Origin of the sequence: Brevibacterium permense (genome assembly GCF_013280495.1) — a bacterium.
In the GTDB taxonomy this organism is placed as follows: domain Bacteria; phylum Actinomycetota; class Actinomycetes; order Actinomycetales; family Brevibacteriaceae; genus Brevibacterium; species Brevibacterium permense.
The window spans coordinates 15099-33218 of sequence record NZ_JABSSX010000010.1; the positions used below are offsets into that span (position 1 = coordinate 15099).

Genomic DNA, 18120 nt, shown 5'->3' on the forward strand with positions numbered 1-18120 from the left:
TCTGGCGAAGTCTCGGTTCAGTTCAGCAGTGCCCGATCGCCCAGGGTCGCTCCCTTGAGTTTCGAGAATTCGCCGAGCAGCGTCTCGACGGTCAGGTCCTTCTTCTCCTCGGCCGAGGCCTGGTAGATGATCCGTCCCTCGTGCATCATGATCAGGCGGTTGCCCAGCGCGATGGCCTGCTCCATATTGTGGGTGACCATGAGCGTGGTCAGCCCGTCGGCTTCGACGATCTTCTTCGTCAGAGCTGATACCAGGGCTGCGCGCTGCGGGTCGAGGGCGGCGGTGTGCTCGTCGAGCAGCAGGATCCGCGGTTGGGTGAATCCGGCCATGAGCAGGCTGAGCGCCTGCCGCTGACCGCCGGAGAGCAACCCGACCTTCGTCTTCAGCCGGTTCTCGAGACCGAGTTCGAGAGTGGCGAGCTCCTTCTTGAAGTGCTCGCGTCGCTCCGAGGTAGTCCCCCGACCCAGCCCACGCGGTTTTCCGCGTCTGAGCGCGAGCGAGAGGTTCTGCTCGATCGTGAGGTCCGGAGCGGTGCCGGCCATCGGATCCTGGAAGACGCGGCCCAGGTATCTCGCCCGTTTGTACTCGGGCATCCGCGACACCTCGGCGCCGTCGATGGTGACCGAGCCGAAGTCGATGGGCAGACGGCCGGAGATGGTGTTGAGCAGCGTCGATTTTCCGGCTCCGTTGGAGCCGATGACGGTGACGAAGTCGGATTCGTCGAGTTCGAGCGAGAGCCCTTGGAGCGCCTTACGTTCGTTGACGGTGCCCGGGAAGAAGGTCTTGGAGATGTTGTCGATCTTGAGCATGGGTCTCAGATCTCCTTCCCGGTTCGGGCGCCGGTCGCGCCGGCGGGGATGTCGGCGATCTCGGCGGGGTCCTTCATATCGGTCGTTCCTGCCGGCACCGAGGCGGCCGCGCGGTTTCCGCGTCCGCGCAGCGTGGGGATCCGTTTAAGGAAGCCCCATCTGGGCAGCAGCAGTGCGATGACGACGAGCAGCGCTGTTGTCAGCTTCATATCGTTCGTGTCCAGGCCCGCGCGCAGGGCGAGGAAGATGATCAGCCGGTAGACGACCGAGCCGAGGAGCGCGCCGAGGCTGGCCATGAAGATGTTGCGGCTGCCGAACACTGCCTGACCGAGGATCACCGAGGCGAGTCCGACGAGGATGAGGCCGATGCCCATGCTGATGTCGGAGAACCCCTGGTACTGGGCGACGAGTGCACCGCAGAGTGCGACGAAGCCGTTCGACAATGCCAGAGTGAGCATTGTCGAGTTGTCGGTGTTGACGCCGAGGCTGCGGATCATCTCCTTGTTGTTGCCGGTGGCCTGGATGGCCAGTCCGAGATCAGTGGTGAGGAACCAGTCGATGGCGAACTTGAGGATGAGGGCGAAGACGAGCAGGATCGCGATCGATGCCCAGGTGCCCATGAGCATGTTCTCCCGCAGCGGGGTGAATACTGTGTCTTCTCGCAGGAGCGGCAGGTTCGCCTTCCCCATGATCCGCAGGTTGATCGACCACAGGCCGATCATGGTGAGGATTCCGGCGAGCAGTCCGTCGATGCCGCCCTTCGTGTGGAGCAGACCGGTGATGTAGCCGGCGATGAGTCCGGCGCCGATCGCGGCGAGCGTGGCCAGGAAGGGGTTGACCCCGGCGATGATGAGGGAGGCTGCGGTGGCACCGCCCGTGGTGAAGCTTCCGTCGACGGTGAGGTCGGGGAAGTTGAGGACCTTGAAGGTCAGATAGACCCCGAGCGCCATCGCGCCGTAGATGAGCCCGAGCTCCAATGCTCCGAACATGGGTTTCCGTTCATTTCTGGTGTGTGGTTCGTGGTGGCCCCGAGGCCGTCGGTTTCAGTGCCGACGGCCTCGGGGCCGGTGACGTCGGTGCGATGGGAGAGTTCAGGACTCCGCGCACCTGGTCACGGGGTGAAGCAGGTTCCGATCACTCGATGACCTTGTCGGCCCCGTCGACGAGCTTCTTCGGAATCTCGACGCCTTGGGCCTTGGCCGCCTTCGGGTTGACGACGAGTTCGAGGTTCGAGCTGGTCTCGACGGGCATCTCAGCGGGCTTCTTTCCGTCCTGGAGGATCTTCAGAGCCATTTCGCCGGTCTGTTCGCCGAGCTTCGTGTAGTCGATGCCGCGGGTGATCGCCGCACCGGATTCGACCTGGCCGGCTTCCGACCCGACGAGCAGAGCCTTGTTCTTCTCTGCTGCCTGGACCATGGTCGACACTGCCGAGACGACGTTGTTGTCGGTGGGCACATAGTATGCGTCGACCTTGCCGAGCGAATCCACGGCCTGAGCGAGCTCACCGGAGTTCGCGATCGTCGCTTCCTTGATCGTCACGTCGAGGTCCTTGGCGGCCTTCTTCGCGAGATCGACCTGAACCTGCGAGTTGACCTCACCGGAGCTGTAGACGATGCCGACGGTCTTCGCATCGGGCTTGACGTCCTTGACCAGCTTGAGCTGCTCTTCGACCGGGTTGAGGTCGGAGGTGCCGGTGACGTTGCCGCCGGGCTTGTCATTGCTGTCGACGAGGCCGGCCTCTTCGGCGTCGGTGACGGCGGTGAAGAGCACGGGCTTGTCGGTGATCGCCTGGGCTGCGGCCTGAGCGGCCGGGGTGGCAACGGCGAGCACGAGGTCGAGGTCGTCGTTGGCGAACTGCTGGGCGATCGAGGTCGCGTTGGCCTGTTCGCCCTGGGCGTTCTGCACGTCCCATTCGACGTCGACACCAGCATCTTCGAACGACTTCTTGAAGCCTTCGGTGGCGGCGTCGAGCGCCGGGTGCTGCACGAGCTGCGAGACGCCGATGGAGTACGAATCGCCCTCTCCGCCTCCGCCCTCGCCGCCTCCGCCTCCGCAGGCCGAAACCGCAAGAATCGAACCGACTGCCACCATCGCTGTGGCCACTTTCCTGAGACGCATTCTTCTCCCTTTCGGAATTTCGGTCCGCCGGCGCGGATCCGTCACGAATTCTGCATTCGACACCGCCCCTCCTCGCACGCAAGGAATAGTGACGGCAATGCAGATGAATGATGCGCCGCCGTCACTCAGACCGTTCTGAGATCATGACGCACATCACGTCGAATGTGATGATATCCACCTTATGGCCCGGCACTGACGCCGGGTGCCGAATCCGGGTTTTGGAGACAATCGTCCCAGTATCGTTATCTGCGGCGACAGTCGTCCCCTCAGGGCTCTATTTCGACATCCGATCGTCCCAGCACATCGAGGATCCACGCGTACTCGAACGCGATCTCCTTCCACGCGTCATAGCGCCCCGATGCTCCGCCGTGCCCGGCGACCATTTCGGTCTTGAGCAGGGCGTTCGCACCGACTTCGCGGAGTCGGGCGACCCATTTCGCGGGTTCGACGTAGAGGACTCGGGTGTCGTTGAGCGAGGTCACGGCCAAGATCTGCGGGTAGGCCGCCTCGGTGACGTTTTCGTAGGGAGAGTACGAGCGCATGTACTCGTAGACTTCCGGATCATGGAGCGGGTCTCCCCACTCCTCCCATTCGATGACGGTCAGCGGCAGCTCGGGCATGAGGATCGAAGTCAGCGCGTCGACGAACGGCACTTCGGCGCTGATTCCGGCGAAGAGCTCAGGTGCCATGTTCGCAATCGCGCCCATGAGCAGACCGCCGGCCGATCCGCCGCTGGCGACGAGCCGGTCCGGGCGCGTCCACCCGGTGTCGATGAGGTGGCGGGCGACGTCGATGAAGTCGGTGAAGGTGTTCATCTTCGCCGTCGTCTTGCCCTGGTCGTACCAGTGTCGGCCCATTTCGCCGCCGCCGCGGACGTGAGCGATGGCGAAGACGACCCCGCGGTCGAGCAGCGACAGCCGGGAGACCGAGAAGTACGGGTCCATGCTCGCTTCGTAGGACCCGTATCCGTAGAGGAGCAGCGGTGCCGGCTCGCCTTTCGCCGAGGCGGCTCCGTTCGCTGTGTCCCCACCGTAACCGGTGCCCGCATTCGCCGAGGCGGGACCGCCGTGGCCGTCGGTTCGGTGCAGGTCCTTGCGGAAGACGACCGAGATCGGGATATCGGTGCCGTCTTCCGCCTTCGCCCACAGCAGGGTTTCGGTGTAGGCGTCCAGGTCGACGGAGCCGAGAACGGGCTGACGTTTGAGGACCGTGTCAGTGCCGTCTGCGACCGTGTGGGAATAGATCACGGCGGGCGTCGACATGGAGGTGAAATGCAGCCGGATGCTCGTCTGCGCGAACTCGGGGTTGTTGCCCACGTAGAGTGACCCGGTCTCCCGGCCGAATGGCAGCTCCCGAAGCGGTCCGAACGGAGAGGAGGAATCAACCAAGCGGATGATGCCGACGCGCGCAAAGCCGCCGCGACGGTAGCTGAGCACGATGAAGTCGGCGAAGGCGTCGACGTCTTCGATGCGCAGGTCGTCGACGTCATCAAGCACCGGACGACCCGTCGCAGTCGGGTCGGCGGCCGGAACGTCGACGAGTTCGAAGTCGGCGCGATTGCGGTTGTGGGTGATGAGAAAGCGGTCCTCACCGCCGATGACGGCGTGCTCGACGTTGTATTCGACGCCGTCGACGCGGGGCCAGATCTCCTGCGGTTCGGCTTCGAGGTCGTCGACGCTGATGCTCCAATATCCGGTGGTCGTCTTCGATCCGGTGACGACGAACATCATTCGGCCCGAACGTGAGAAGCCCGATCCGACGAAGAAGCGCTCATCGGGTTCGTGGAAGATGCACACGTCGTCGCTGCTGTCGGTGCCGACGACGTGGCGCCACACTTTCTCCGGTCGCCAGGCATCGTCGACGGTGGTATAGAAGACGAAGCGGCCGCTCGGATCGAGGGAGGCTCCGGCGAAGGTGCCGTCGATCATGTCGGCGAGATCGTCTCTCGTCGCCAGATCGCGAAGTCGGAGGGTATAGCGTTCGTCGCCGTTGGTGTCGACGCCGTAGAGAAGCCGACTGCCGTCATCGGAGAGTGAGAAGGAGCCGAGGGAGAAGAACTCCTGACCACTTGCTGCGATGTTCGAGTCGAAGACGACTTCCTCTCCGGGCAAGGGCTCTTCGCCGACCTCCGGCGGGGTCCAGTCGTCGGGGTCCGAGACGGGGATTCGGACGCTGATTCCGTAGTCGAGTCCGGCCTTCGTGCGGGAGAAGTACCAGTAGTTCCCGCGCCGGTTGGGCACGGACATATCGGTTTCTTTGATGCGTGTCTTGATCTCGGAGAAGATCGAGTTCTGCAGCCCTTCGAGGTGAGCGGTCTGTGCGCTCGTCCAAGCGTTCTCTGCCTCGAGGTGGGCGATGACCTCGGGGGACTCCTTCTCACGCATCCATTCGTAGTTATCGACGAAAGTATGACCGTGATGCGTGCGCTCGAACGGGACCTTCTTCGCCACCGGTTCCGATGCCGGGGTCGCGGTCGTCGAGGCTGCAGGGTCTGTGCCGGAAGTTTCGCTCATGCCGCCAGCCTAGCCGCAGGCCCAGAAACCTCGGCACCCGACCGATCTATCGTCGCCGACCCATCCTGAGCAGAATGCACTCAACGCGCTCAATGAGCAGAACGCGCAGAGTGAGCACAACCTCGCAGTCGCCACTCAGGAACCTCTAAGGTGAGTCTCACATCACACATGCCTTCAAAGGAGAAGTCCGTGCCAAAGGCGCCACCTCCCGGGGATTCCGTGTCCGAATCCTCCCATCCCTCGCGACGAACCTTCGGTCGCATCGCCTACGGGGCGATCGCCTTGGCGGCGATCGGAACGGCGACGACCTACTCGGTCAAGGCCGCATCGGCGAAGGGTGACTTGTCATCCAATCTCACTCTCATCGCTCCGGCCGGCGCAGGGGGCGGCTGGGACGGATTCGCCCGCGAGACCCAACAGGCCATGCGCGTCGACCGGCTCGCCAACAATGCCCAGGTCGTCAACATCCCGGGCGCCGGCGGCACCATCGGCCTCGGCAAATTCTCGACCATGCACGGCCAGTCGGACACGATCCTGGCCACCGGCACCGCCATGGTCGGCGGAATCGCGCTGAACAAATCACCGGTCGGATTCGACAACACAACTCTGCTCGCCCGCGTGGCCGAGGACTATGACGTCCTCATCGCCGCCGGGGATTCCCCGCACAATACGATCGACGATGTCATCGGTGCGTGGAAGAAGGATCCGAAAGGGTTCGTGTGGACGGGCGGTTCCGCCGGCTCGGTCGACCACCTGACCATCGCGCAGTTGGCGCTGCTCGGCAAGATCCCCGCCTCTGACATCACCTACATTCCGAAGTCCGGCGGCGGTGAAGCCATCCAGACTCTGCTCTCGGGCACCACCGACTTCGCCTCTTGCGGCTTCAACGAGGTCTCCGACCAGATCGAGGCCGGACGCGTCAAAGCCATCGGCGTGGCTGCGCCGAAGCGCATCGAGGGCTTCGACGACGTGCCGACCATGTCCGAACAGGGCTACGAGGTGACGCTGACGAACTGGCGCGGCTGGCTCGGAGCACCGGATATCACCGGCGACGACTCCGCTCAGCTCCTCGAGATCCTGCAGAAGACCCGTGACAGTGCGGCCTGGAAGGACGCCCTCGAGCGGAACAAGTGGACCGACGTATGGCAGACCGGCGAGGAGTTCGCCGAATTCGTCAAAGAAGACACCTCCCGAGTGGAGAAGCTGCTGAAGGAGTTGGGACTGTGAGCGCACAGACGACATCGCGCACGGACAGGACGGGCCACCTCGGCGCGGGCACCTGGTGGCAGGGACGGTCGGGCCTCATTGTCCCCCTCATCATGGGAGCATTCTCGACCTATCTGCTCATCGGCATCCTCACCATGGACGTCGCCCCGGACGCGGACAAACCGGGTCCGCAGTTCTTCCCGACGATCATCATGGTCGTCGGATACGTGTTGACGATCCTGCTGGTCATCGCCTATATCCGCAATCCCGAACCCGTCGATGTCGAGGACGAGCTGCCGGCCGCGGCCGAGGAGGACAAGGCGTTCTCGACTCCGGTCACCTCGGCTGTTTCGGCCTCTCGCCTCTCCCCTCATGAGGAAGACGAGCCGGAAGAAGACCGTCAGGCTCTCGCTGCGGCTCGCAAGGCCGATGCGAAGCACCGCACGCACAGCGACTTCGTGTCCCTGGCCTGGGGTGCTGGCGGTTTCGCGGCGTTCGCCCTCATCCTCGAATTCGCCGGGTGGATCATCGCCGCAGCTCTGCTGTTCTGGTGCGTGGCCCGGTCGATGGGCTCGAAGAAGCCGCTGTTCGACCTGACTCTGGCACTGACGTTCTCGTCCCTGGTCTACATCGCCTTCTCGGTGATGCTGGGGCTCAACCTTCCTTCGGGAATCCTGGGAGGTGGCTTCTGATATGGACGCTCTCATGTCCCTCTTCGAAGGGTTCACGCACGCTCTGACGCCGATGAACCTGCTGTGGGTCCTCGTCGGCTGCTTCCTCGGCACCGCTGTCGGCGTGCTGCCGGGCCTGGGATCGTCGATGGCCGTGGCTCTGCTGTTGCCGATGACCTTTGCGCTGGACCCCACGGGTGCGTTCATCATGTTCGCCGGCGTCTACTTCGGCGGGCTCTTCGGCGACTCGACGATGGCCATCCTCATGAACACCCCTGGTCAGGCCTCGGCGATCGCTTCGACGTTCGAAGGCCATAAGATGGCCAAGGCCGGGCGGGCCCCGCAGGCTTTGGCGACGGCCGCGATCGGTGCGTTCATCGGCGGGTTCATCTCATGCTTCCTCGTCGTCTTCGTCGCTCCTGCGCTGGCGGAGCTGTCGACGAGCTTCGGCCCGGCCGAGTTCTTCGCTCTCGCGCTCTTCGCCTTCGTCGCCACCTCCTCGGTGGTGGCCGATTCGGTGCTCAAGGGGCTCACGGCTCTGGTGCTGGGCATCGGCTTCACCGTCATCGGCATCGACTCGGTCTCGGGTACCGAGCGGTTCACCCTCGGCGTGCCCGAGCTCTTCGACGGCGTCTCCCTGGTCACAGTGACCGTGGGTGTGCTGGCACTCGGCGAGGTGTTCTTCATTGCCTCCCGCATCCGCCGTCAGACCAAGGACAATACGATCAACGCCTCTGGTCGGCCTTTCCTCTCCCGCAAGGAAGTCGGCGAAGCTCTGCCGGCGTGGCTGCGCGGAACCGCGATCGGCCTGCCTTTCGGCGTCATTCCTGTCGGCGGTGCCGATGTTCCGACGTTCATGGCCTACGGTCTGGAGCGCAAGCTCGATTCCCGTCGGAAGGATCCGCAGTTCGGCAAGGGTGCGATCCGTGGTCTTGCCGCTCCCGAGGCGGCCGGATCGGCGACGACGGGCATTGCCATGGGTGCCCTGTTGGCTCTGGGTCTGCCGATCTCGGCGACGGCGGCGATCATGCTCGCGGCGTTCCGCCAGTACGGCATCCAGCCCGGTCCGCTGCTCTTCGACCGCTCCCCCGAACTCGTGTGGGGTCTGCTGGCGAGCTTCTTCGTCGCGATGATCGTGCTGCTCATCATCAACCTGCCGTTCGCTCCTCTGTGGGCGAAGCTGCTGAAGATCCCGGACCCGTACCTCTACGGCGGCATCGCGGTCTTCTGCGGACTGGGCATCTATGCGACGTCCGCCTCGACGTTCGAGCTGCTCATCCTGCTGGGCATCGGAGTGCTGAGCTTCGTGCTCAAGCGCTACGGTGTGCCGCTGGCTCCGCTGATGATCGGCATGGTGCTCGGGCCCTTGGCCGAGTCGAACCTGCGCGATGCTCTGCTGGCCTCCGGCGGTGATGCGTCGACGCTCGTGTCCTCGCCGATCACGATCGTCATCTACGTCGTGCTCATCGCCGCTCTCGTCTACACCGGCATCGGCCGAGTGCTGGCCCGCAAACGGCAGAAGCAGACGACGCAGGAGGTGCTCTCCCCGGCGAACTCGTCGCAGAGCTGATCTCCGGGGTCGTTCAAGCCCAAGCGCGGTTCGCCAGCCACCGAGCCGTCGTTCAAGGCCAAGCGCGGATATCGAGACGTTTACGTCCCGATATCCGCGCTTCTGCTTGATCGAGGGTTATCGGGCCAGCCACCCGCCGTCCGAGGGCTCGCTAACCCGTCCGGTCAGCGGTCTGAGTCAGCATCGGCGGCGGCTCTCGGCAGGAGCTCCCCGGCACCCTTGAGACCGAAGCTCGTGAGCACGGCGGCGATGAGGACGAGGACGACGGCCGCACCAGCGGCCCACTGCACGCCGAAGTCGAAGGCCGTCACGGCCGCCTCGGCGATTCGCTCACCGGCTGCACCACTCAGCCCGGAAGCGTATTCGAGGGCGGAGCCGAGCGTATCGAACTGAGCTCTGTCCGCTTTGTCCCCGATCGCCGACTGCAGCGCAGATCCATACATGAACGTCGAGAGTCCGCCGAGGACGGTCGTGCCCATGACGGACCCGAATTCGTACGCGGTTTCCGATATCGCCGAGGCAGCTCCGGCCTTGTGAGCGGGGACCGCGGCGAGGATGAGGTCGTTCGTGATGACCTCGGCGGTGCCGAGTCCGATGCCGAGGATGAGGAACGCCAGCAGCATTCCCATCATGGAGTGTTCGGAGGTGAAGGCGATGATGCCCATGCCGAGAGCGTTGAGCGCGAGCGCACAGGGCACGACGACGCGTGGTTCGAAGCGGGCGATGAGCGGAACCGCGAGGTAGCCTGCTGCGACCGAGGTGATCAGCCCCGGGATGAGCACAAGGGCCGCGTCGATCGGTGAGAGTCCGAGCACGAGCTGGAGCAGCTGGGTGCCGAAGTAGAGGAACCCTGCCAGTCCCATGATGCTCAACAGGTTCGACACCACCGCCGAGGTGAACACGGAGTTCGCGAACAGACGGACGTCGAGCATCGGGTTCGGAGAGGCGATCTGGCGGAGGACGAAGCTGGCACCGGCGACGATCGCCACGGACAGGCTGAGCCAGAAGAGGAAGTCGGCGCCTGACGCCATGCTGTGTTTGATGGCAAAGACGAGCGGGGCCAGAGCAAGCATCGACAGAATGATGGAGAACGGGTCGAAGCGGCCGGGGTTCGGATCACGCGATTCGGGCAGCAGAATGGCGGCCGCGGGAATGAAGAGCGCGATGAGCGGCAGGTTGATGAAGAAGACCGAGCTCCAGTGGAAGTGCTCGAGCAGGAAGCCGCCGACGATCGGCCCCAGCGCGGCACCACCGGAGAACATCGCGGCCCAGGTGGCGATCGCGATGCGACGATCTTTGTCATGATCGAAGATGTTGCGGATGAGCGACAGCGTCGAGGGCATGAGGGTGGCGCCGAAGATGCCGAGTAGGGCGCGGGCGAGGATGAGCATCTCGGCGGAGGTGGAGAACGCTGCGAGCAGCGAGGCCGCACCGAAGCCGACGGACCCGATGATGAGCAGCTTGCGACGTCCGACCCGATCCCCGAGGCTGCCCATGGCCACCAGCAGACCGGCGAGCATGAGCGCGTAGATGTCGACGATCCACAGCAGCTGCGTGCCCGTCGGATGCAGGCCGGTGCTGATGGCCGGGATCGCGAAGCCGAGAACCGTGTTGTCGATCGAGATCAGCAGCACGGGGATCATGAGCACCGCGAGACCGGCCCATTCACGCCGACCGGCGCGCAGCTGTGGAGTCAGTGTCGTCGTCATGCCATCAACTGTACCGTCTGGACGGTACAGTTTAAAGGCGGCTGGCGTGATGCAACCGAGATGCTCAGGTACTGCGCAGATACAGGCCCGGCCGCGCGAGAAATCCGAGAGGTCTCCTGCATGCCCATCTGGCAGAACACCAGGCACACGTCCGTCCCGTGAGTACAGCCATGGACTAGGCTCATGGCTATGGCACGCAATCCGACCGCAACCAAGGAGAAGCTGCTCGACGCTTTCGATACGCTCCTCGACGAACACGGCACAGCCGGAGCGACTCTGGACGCAGTAGCAGCGAAGGCCGGAGTCTCCAAAGGCGGTCTGCTCTATCACTTCGGGTCGAAAGCCGAGCTCATCAAGGGCAGCCTGGAGCGGCTCGATCATCTGGTCGACGACGACATCGAAGAGATGAAGGCCGCCGGTGAGCGCCTCCACTACTACTACCTTGAGACCTCGGCCGAGGTCGGCACTCCCCTGGACCGCAGCCTCATCGCCGCAGGCTGTCTCGCACTCGAGAACGAGGACGCCAAGGCAGCTCTGCGCAGAACCCGAGAAGCCTGGTTCAACGTGCTCAACGACCACCTCGGCGATGCTGATCTGGCGATGACGATCCAGCTCATCGGCGACGGCATGTACTTCAATCAGAACTTCGGGCTCTCACAGGACGAGGCCCTCGATCACGTGAAGCGAGTGCTCACGCGCCTGGGGCTCTAAGCCACCTGTGCGCCTCGGCCTCTAGCGCACGTTCTCCTGCCTTCTGCGAACCTCCCCGGCAGTCGCACCAGGTGGGCGCAATGGTCACGTCCCGAGCAACAGAACGCGACCATTGCGCCCACCAATGAGCAGCCACCCGGCCGCTCAGGTTCGGTTTCACACCGAGCTCAGCTCAGGTGATGAACCTCCTGCAGCCCGTACACCGGAGTCTCGATGCCTTCGTGCCGGGCCTTGAGCTGCAGGGCAAGGTAGAGCGAGTAATGACGTGCCTGGTGGAGGTTGCCGCCCATGAACCACAGGTTCTCCTGCTGGGTGGGCTTCCACATATTGCGCTGCTCGCCTTCCCACGGGCCTGGGTCCTTCGTCGTCTCCGACCCCAGCCCCCAGCACTTGCCGACCTTGTCCGCGGTCTCCTGGTCGACGAGGTCCGCGACCCAGCCGTTCATCGACCCATAGCCGGTGGCGTAGACGACGAGGTCAGCCGGCAGTTCGGTCCCGTCGTCGAGGACGACAGCATCCTCGGTGAGGTGGTCGACCTGCCCTTTGGCTAGCTTCACCTTGCCGTCGGCGACGAGTTCGGCGGATCCGACATCGATGTAGTAGCCCGAGCCGCGGCGCAGATACTTGAGGAACAGACCAGACTCGTCGTCGCCGAAGTCGAGGTCGAAGCCCGCGGCTTCCATCCGCTGGTAGAAGTCCTTATCCGCTTCCTTGATCTGGTCGTAGAGCGGTATCTGGAACTCGTGCATGATCCGGTACGGCAGTGACGCGAAGATGAGATCCGCCTTCTCCGTCGTCACGCCGTTCTCCAGAGCGCGTTCGGAGTACAGGTCGCCCATCGCGATCTCCACGAGCGAGTCGCTCTTGACGATATGCGTGCTCGATCGCTGCACCATCGTGACGTCGGCACCGTTCTCGTACAGAGCACCGCAGATGTCGAAGGCGGAGTTGTTGCTGCCGATGACCACGACCTGCTTGCCCGCATAAGCGTCGGGGCCCGGGTGCTGCGAGGAGTGCTGCTGCTCGCCCTTGAAGATGTCCGAGCCCGGGAACGTGGGGATGCTCGGCTTGCCTGACATGCCCGTGGCCATCACCAGATGGGTCGGCCGCAGAGTGACCTTCTCCCCGTTCCGGTCGACCTCGACCGTCCACCGGCCTTCCGCTTCGTCGTATTTCGCCGACGCAGCTGTGGTCGATGACCAGTACGGAATCTCCATCACTTTCGTGTAGAACTCCAACCAGTCAGCGATCTTGTCCTTCGGCGCGAAAACCGGCCAATTGTCGGGGAACTTCAGGTACGGCAGGTGGTCGTACCAGACCGGGTCGTGCAGGCACAGCGACTTGTACCGCGACCGCCACTGGTCACCCGGCCGCTCCCACCGGTCGATGACCAGCGAGGGCACCCCGAGTTGGCGGAGGCGAGCGCCGAGGGCGATCCCGCCCTGGCCGCCGCCGACGACGAGGATGTAGGGGTCGGCGCTCTTGCCCCAGGCGGCGTCCTCTTCGGCGAGCTTCTCCGACCAGCTCTTCCGTTCGGCATCGACGCCGTGCTCGGCGCCCTTGACCCGGCGGGTGCCGCGGGGCTCTTCGTGTCCGGTGATCTCCTGCAGCGAGGTGAGCACGGTCCAGGCCTTGATGCCGTCTTCGTCGATGAGGCGGACGAGTCCTTTGCCGCGCCCCACCGAGGTGGTGAAGGTGAACCACGCTTCCGTCACTCCGTCGGCGGTTGCCGCCGGTTCACTGAGTTCGAATTCCTCCGGCGAGACACGATCGAGGTTGTGGGTGAGCAGGTCGGTGACCCCATCGGGGTTCTCCACGGTTTTGAGATTCCAGGTGAAGGACACAAGGTCCCTCCAATAGCTGTCGGTGGCGAACAGACCGGCGGCGGCCGGAATATCCCGCCGGCTGAGCGCCGATTCGAAATCCTGCAGCCACCTCATAGCGATGTCGTCGGCGGTCAGCTGGGGACGGTCGAGCGTCGTTGTCATCTCACTCCTCCTCATTGAGTTCAGTGACTCCAAACTAGGCCGGGCACTACCGGTTCAAAAGAGTTGCACCGGATTGCATGGACCACGCTGTGCCGGGATTCTCACCAAAGCTTCGACCCCATGGTCAGTGGTGCGTTCCCGTCCTATACTCAAGGCATGCTTCAGCCGGATCTGGCGCATCTCGCCAGAGATCTGACACGCATTCACGATGCTGTGATCACCGGGGCGTCGCCGCCGGTGCAACCGCGCGCGCTGGTCAGGCGCTCGTGGGATCGGATGCTGCGCTTGGGGCTGGACCCGGATGGCGCGAATGCGCGGATCGTCGCCGATGGGGCCGAGTTGGAGACTCGGCGGAGGACGTCACGGCTGAGGCTGGTCGTCGATGAGATGCGCTCAGTGCTGTTGCGGGCTCCTGACGCCGCGCCGTTCATCCTCGTCGTCACGGATGCCGACGGCGTCATTCTGTGGAGAGATGGTGCGGCTTCCGCCAGACGGCAAGCCGATGAGCTCGGATTCGTCGAAGGAGCGCATTGGTCCGAAGCCAAGGTCGGCACAAACGCCATCGGCACGGCGCTGGCCGAGGAGGCACCCGTCCAGCTCTTCTCCGCCGAACATTTTGAGGCCTCTCAGCACCCTTGGTACTGCAGTGCCGTGCCCGTGCACGACCCGCATGACGGGACTCTCTTGGGAGTCGTCGACATCAGCGGTCCGGCGATGACGCTTCACCCGGCTGTGCAGTCCTTGGTGACGACGGCGGTGCGCCTGGCCGAAGCCCGGCTGATGATCGCTCAGCAGGAGGCACTCAACACTCTGCGCGATCGGATGTCGGCCATGCTCGCCGGCACGTCCGGCCCGGCCCTCGTCGTCGACGATGCCGGATGGGTGGCTTATCAGCAGGGCGTGCGCAGCCGCGACCGCATCGAGGTGCCGGCCGCTGACCGTTCGATCCTCATCCCCGGTGCCGGTCTGTGCCTGCCGGAGAAGATCACCGGTGGATGGCTGCTGCGGCCCACCGGCGACCGTCGAGCTTCGGTGACTCTGCGGACGAAGCAAGATCCACCCGTTCTCAATATCCATTCCGGCACCGAACCCCTGGTCGTTCCGCTCACGCCACGGCGGGCACAGATTCTGGCGGCGGTCACCTCTGCGGGGGCTGCGGGGATCAGCGCTCCCGACCTCAGCCAGCGCCTTTACGGGGACGGCGACCATGTGGTCACCGTCCGCGCAGAGGTCTCGCGTCTGCGCCGTTCGGTCGGAGCCCTGCTCGCCACCCGGCCATATCGGTGGGCCGATGGGGTGAGCGCGCGGGTGGACTAGGCCGGTCACGACGTCGCCGGGGAACAGAATCGGCTGAGAGATCGAGAAGCACGAAAGAGGCACTCCTGAGCGACGGCTAGTTTCCCACCGCGCCGAGCCACCGGGGACAGCGCATTCGCAACGTTCTTTCGGTGCTCGCCAACGCTGGCACGACGCCGATGCTTATCGGGCACTGCAGCCGCTTATGTCTGCAACCCGTGAAGATTCGGTGAAGTAAAATCTGAGGAACACCCCTTGACTCCGAAGAACGGTTCACCAGAGTTGACTCTTTCCCAACAGGCTTACAGTGTCATCGAAGACATGATCATCAGTGGGTCGATTCCTGCCGGCAGCTACATCACCGAACCCGAACTCGTGGAGAAGACCGGCTTGGGCAGGACACCCATCCGCGAGGCGTTGCAGCGCCTCGCACGCGAGCACATGGTGACCATCCGGCCCCGCCGAGGCATCTACGTTCCCTCTCTGGAGTATGAGACCGAATTGCGTATCCTCGAAGTCCGCAGAGAGCTCGACGTCGTCGCCGTCCGCCTCGCCGCCAGACGAGCCTCAGATGACCAGCGCAGCAAGATGCGATCTCTGGCCGCGCAGCTCGAGCAGATCGGATCCGACTTTCCGACTTACGCGGAGACCATCCGCGAAACTCATCAACTGCTGGCAGCCGCCACCAAGAACACCTACCTCGTCGAATCTCTGCTTCCGCTGCAGAATCTCTCTCGACGCTACTGGATCTCCAACCTCGTCGATGTCGAGAAGGAGATCGCAGCCAGTTCCGGCTGCCATCTGCGCATGCTCAGAGGCGCGGCGGACATGGACGTTGACGCGGCAGAGAAAGCCGCCTACGATCTCAACGACTATCTGGTCGACTATGCAACGAGAGCGGCGCAGATGGCCTGACTCAGCTATCTGCGCCGCAACGGGTTCGCCTGCCGGCTCAGTCCGCTGACCCAGCCGGAGCCGTCCCGATCAGGTCGGGTTTCCCGACAACCCCGCTTGTGCGTCCCCATCGGCACCCGGCACGCGCATCTCGAAGGTCTCGGTCACGACCGTGTAGTCGAAGTAGCCCATGCGCGCAATCGGCTTGGCCTTGAGGATGTCGATCTTGCCATCCTCCGAGACATAGTCATCGTTGAGGTGGATGCGCTCGACCGAGGCATAGACGATGTCGATCGAGCCCACCTTCGAGTTGCCGGGCAGCCGGTGAGTGGAGATGTACTTGCACTCGTACTGGAACGGGCTCTCGGCGATCATCGGGGTCGCGGACAGGTCAGCCGAGCGACGGGTGACGTCCATCTGGTCGAACTCGGATTCGTGCGCGTCCATCACCTGGGCGCTGATGTTGACCTGCTCGCGCAGATCCCAGGTGGCCATGTTCCACACGAACCAGCCGGTCTCCTCGGCGTTGAGCACGGTGTCCTTGCGACGCCCATCGGGGTACTGGTTGGCCGCGAACATCACCATCGGCGGATCGAATGTGAGGTTCTGCCACTGGCTGTAGGGAGCGATGTTCTCGACTCCATCGGCGCTCACGCTCGAGAGCCAGCCGATGGGACGCGGCACCGTCAGCGCCTTGAACGGCGAATGTTCGAGGGGACGGTTCTTCGACGAAGGATCGTATTTCATCTGGATTTTCCTTTGTTGGGTTCGAAGTGGAAGAGATGGTGCCGGCACCGAAGGCCGGGGCGGCAGCCAGGCTCAGGCTGCGGCGGCCTTGACCCGGCGACGCAGGTTTCCGGTCATGAGGTAGTAGAGCACGGCGGAGACGACGACGCCGAGGATCCAGGCGATCTCCGCGCCATTGAGCAGGTAGGCGATCGGTCCGACGTAGATTGCGCTGTTCATGAACGGGATCTGGACGATGACGCCCGCGAGGTAGGCGATATAGGCGATCCAGTTGAACTTCCCGTAGATCCCATTCGGGTCGAACAGGCCTTTGATGTCGTACTTCTTATTGCGCACCAGGTAGAAGTCGACGAGGTTGACCGCCGACCACGGTGTCATGAAGTAGAGGAGGAAGAGCAGGAAGTTCTGGAACACAGTGAGGAAGTTCTCCGAGGCGGCCAGGGCGATGGCAAGCGCCACCGCGGTCACGCCGAGGATGAACAGCATGCGCGTGTACGACTTCAGATGGTTCTGCTTGGTGAAGGCGGAGACGATCGTCGTGATCGACATGAACCCGCCGTAGGCGCTGAGCGTGTTCCCGGCAAGCTTGCCCAGGATGACCGCGAGGAGGACGATCACGCCGAACTTCCCTGCCAGGTCGGTGATGTAGCCGACCTCGCTGCCGCTGAACGCGTCACCGCCGAGGAACGCGGCGAAGGCGCCGACGGTCATCGCGAGGCTCGCACCGAGGACGCTGCCGAGGAACGTCCACCCGACGGTGGCGTTCTGCGAGGTAGTCTCGGGCAGGTAGCGGCTGTAATCGGCGATGTACGGGCCGAAGGTCAGCTGCCACGAGGCGGAGAGCGAGACGCCGAGGACGAACGGAGCCATCGCGAATCCGTTGCTCGCCGTGATGGACTCTCCCATATCGCCCGTGACCATGACGACGATGAGCCAGACGAAGACGATGGCGCTGAGGAACGCCGGCAGGTGCGAGAACCGGTGGATCCAGCGATAGCCGACGATGGCCGAGAGCGCACAGAAGACCGCGAAGAGGATCGCACCGATCTGCGGCGAGACGTGGAACAGCAGCCCGAGCGCCTGACCTCCAAGGACGAGCCCCGTGGCATAGAAGCCGATGTAGATGAAGAGTGCGAGGACCAGCGGCAGGATCGCACCATAGAAGCCGAACTGTGCCCGGCTCTGGATCATCTGCGGCACCCCGAGTTGCGGTCCCTGCGCCGAGTGCAGAGCGGTGATGTACCCGCCGAGGATGTTGCCGAGCAGGATCGCCGGGATCGACCACAGCGCCGAGTTCCCGAGAATCGTCATGAGCGCACCCGTGACGAGAGCGGTGATGGAGCTGTTCGCGGCGAACCACACGAAGAGCAGGGAGATCGGGCGTCCGTGACGTTCGGACGGCGGGATGTAGTCGATGGTTCGTTTCTCGACGAATTTAGGTTGAAGCTCGGGTGTAGCAGTCATCATGACCTCCATTGCACGGCTGCGTTAAGTGCAGTGTCGTGAAATATATCACCAATATATCTTAGGTCACAATACCGTCGGACCCTTTTCATTCGGCCGCGACGAGCAACGATCCGCGAAGTTCCGCGCGTCGTCGAGACAGGGAATCGCCCGCCCGGAACAGCGCCGAAACTGTGCTTGCCGACCGGGTCTGTGCTGAAAAGAGAGCCCTCACGTGTACCAGCGTTGGGAGGTCGGAATGGCTGGCGAGAAGCTCGACCTCGAAATGCAGGGCACGGGAGGATTCCTGGCTCGAATCCACACAGCGATGGAAACCGAGGAGATCGCTCTGATGTTCGACGATGCCGAGAATCACTGTGCAGACTGTGAAGGGCGGGGCCGACATCGTCTGTCGGCCCCGCCCTCAGTGTTCAGTTCTGCTGAG

At 63.8% G+C, this 18120-nt stretch carries 15 protein-coding genes; 6 read left to right on the plus strand and 9 right to left on the minus strand.

Translation table 11 applies throughout. The features are described from left to right. Positions 1-17: 17 nt before the first annotated feature. The 4 genes from HK353_RS12945 to HK353_RS12960 all read right to left on the minus strand — a co-directional run bounded on the left by HK353_RS12945 (position 18) and on the right by HK353_RS12960 (position 5440). Entirely contained in the window at positions 18-809 is a 792-nt protein-coding gene (locus HK353_RS12945) for an ABC transporter ATP-binding protein (protein WP_173156736.1), read from the minus strand. A 5-nt stretch (positions 810-814) separates the two neighbouring features. Continuing rightward, complete coding sequence (locus HK353_RS12950; RefSeq protein WP_173156738.1) at positions 815-1798, minus strand: ABC transporter permease; 984 nt, start codon at positions 1796-1798, stop codon at positions 815-817. Positions 1799-1943: 145 nt separating this feature from the next. After that, the gene (locus HK353_RS12955) at positions 1944-2927 is read right to left on the minus strand and encodes an ABC transporter substrate-binding protein (RefSeq protein ID WP_173156740.1); all 984 of its coding nucleotides are present in this window, start codon (positions 2925-2927) and stop codon (positions 1944-1946) included. Between the two features lie 266 nt (positions 2928-3193). Then, positions 3194-5440, minus strand: a complete 2247-nt coding sequence (locus HK353_RS12960) for a S9 family peptidase (RefSeq protein WP_173156742.1) — start codon at positions 5438-5440, stop codon at positions 3194-3196. A 189-nt stretch (positions 5441-5629) separates the two neighbouring features. Here HK353_RS12960 and HK353_RS12965 point away from each other — a divergent pair, with 189 nt between their 5' ends. The 3 genes from HK353_RS12965 to HK353_RS12975 are packed head-to-tail and all read left to right on the plus strand — an operon-like array spanning position 5630 to position 8887. Beyond that, positions 5630-6667 (plus strand): Bug family tripartite tricarboxylate transporter substrate binding protein, encoded by a 1038-nt coding sequence (locus tag HK353_RS12965; protein ID WP_342589922.1) that lies wholly within the window; start codon positions 5630-5632, stop codon positions 6665-6667. Beyond that, positions 6664-7338 carry a tripartite tricarboxylate transporter TctB family protein gene (locus HK353_RS12970; RefSeq protein ID WP_342589923.1) on the plus strand — a complete coding sequence of 225 codons (675 nt, stop codon included), beginning with the start codon at positions 6664-6666 and terminating at the stop codon, positions 7336-7338. Before HK353_RS12965 ends, HK353_RS12970 begins: the two co-directional genes overlap by 4 nt. A gap of 1 nt (position 7339) precedes the next feature. Beyond that, positions 7340-8887, plus strand: coding sequence for a tripartite tricarboxylate transporter permease (locus HK353_RS12975; RefSeq protein ID WP_173156748.1), 1548 nt, complete (start codon positions 7340-7342; stop codon positions 8885-8887). A 164-nt stretch (positions 8888-9051) separates the two neighbouring features. Here the strand turns inward: HK353_RS12975 and HK353_RS12980 are convergent, their stop codons facing one another. Continuing rightward, positions 9052-10596, minus strand: a complete 1545-nt coding sequence (locus HK353_RS12980) for an MFS transporter (RefSeq protein WP_173156750.1) — start codon at positions 10594-10596, stop codon at positions 9052-9054. Positions 10597-10785: 189 nt separating this feature from the next. Between HK353_RS12980 and HK353_RS12985 the strand changes: the two genes are divergently transcribed. Further along, complete coding sequence (locus HK353_RS12985; protein ID WP_173156752.1) at positions 10786-11307, plus strand: TetR/AcrR family transcriptional regulator; 522 nt, start codon at positions 10786-10788, stop codon at positions 11305-11307. 167 nt (positions 11308-11474) lie between these two features. Here HK353_RS12985 and HK353_RS12990 read toward each other — a convergent pair whose 3' ends face one another. After that, entirely contained in the window at positions 11475-13295 is a 1821-nt protein-coding gene (locus HK353_RS12990) for a flavin-containing monooxygenase (protein WP_173156754.1), read from the minus strand. A gap of 156 nt (positions 13296-13451) precedes the next feature. On the opposite strand from HK353_RS12990, the gene HK353_RS12995 reads away from it, so the two are divergent. Both HK353_RS12995 and HK353_RS13000 read left to right on the plus strand, forming a co-directional pair. Beyond that, the gene (locus HK353_RS12995; RefSeq protein ID WP_245396003.1) at positions 13452-14612 is read left to right on the plus strand and encodes a GAF domain-containing protein; all 1161 of its coding nucleotides are present in this window, start codon (positions 13452-13454) and stop codon (positions 14610-14612) included. A 261-nt stretch (positions 14613-14873) separates the two neighbouring features. After that, positions 14874-15506: a GntR family transcriptional regulator gene (locus HK353_RS13000; protein WP_281063487.1), complete on the plus strand. Its 633-nt coding sequence runs from the start codon at positions 14874-14876 to the stop codon at positions 15504-15506. A gap of 69 nt (positions 15507-15575) precedes the next feature. Here HK353_RS13000 and HK353_RS13005 read toward each other — a convergent pair whose 3' ends face one another. The 3 genes from HK353_RS13005 to HK353_RS13015 all read right to left on the minus strand — a co-directional run bounded on the left by HK353_RS13005 (position 15576) and on the right by HK353_RS13015 (position 18051). Next, entirely contained in the window at positions 15576-16232 is a 657-nt protein-coding gene (locus HK353_RS13005; protein ID WP_063248940.1) for a flavin reductase family protein, read from the minus strand. 72 nt (positions 16233-16304) lie between these two features. Beyond that, on the minus strand, positions 16305-17696 hold the full coding sequence (locus tag HK353_RS13010) for a purine-cytosine permease family protein (protein WP_173156760.1): 1392 nt from the start codon (positions 17694-17696) through the stop codon (positions 16305-16307). 88 nt (positions 17697-17784) lie between these two features. Continuing rightward, complete coding sequence (locus HK353_RS13015; protein WP_173156762.1) at positions 17785-18051, minus strand: hypothetical protein; 267 nt, start codon at positions 18049-18051, stop codon at positions 17785-17787. Positions 18052-18120: the final 69 nt, after the last annotated feature.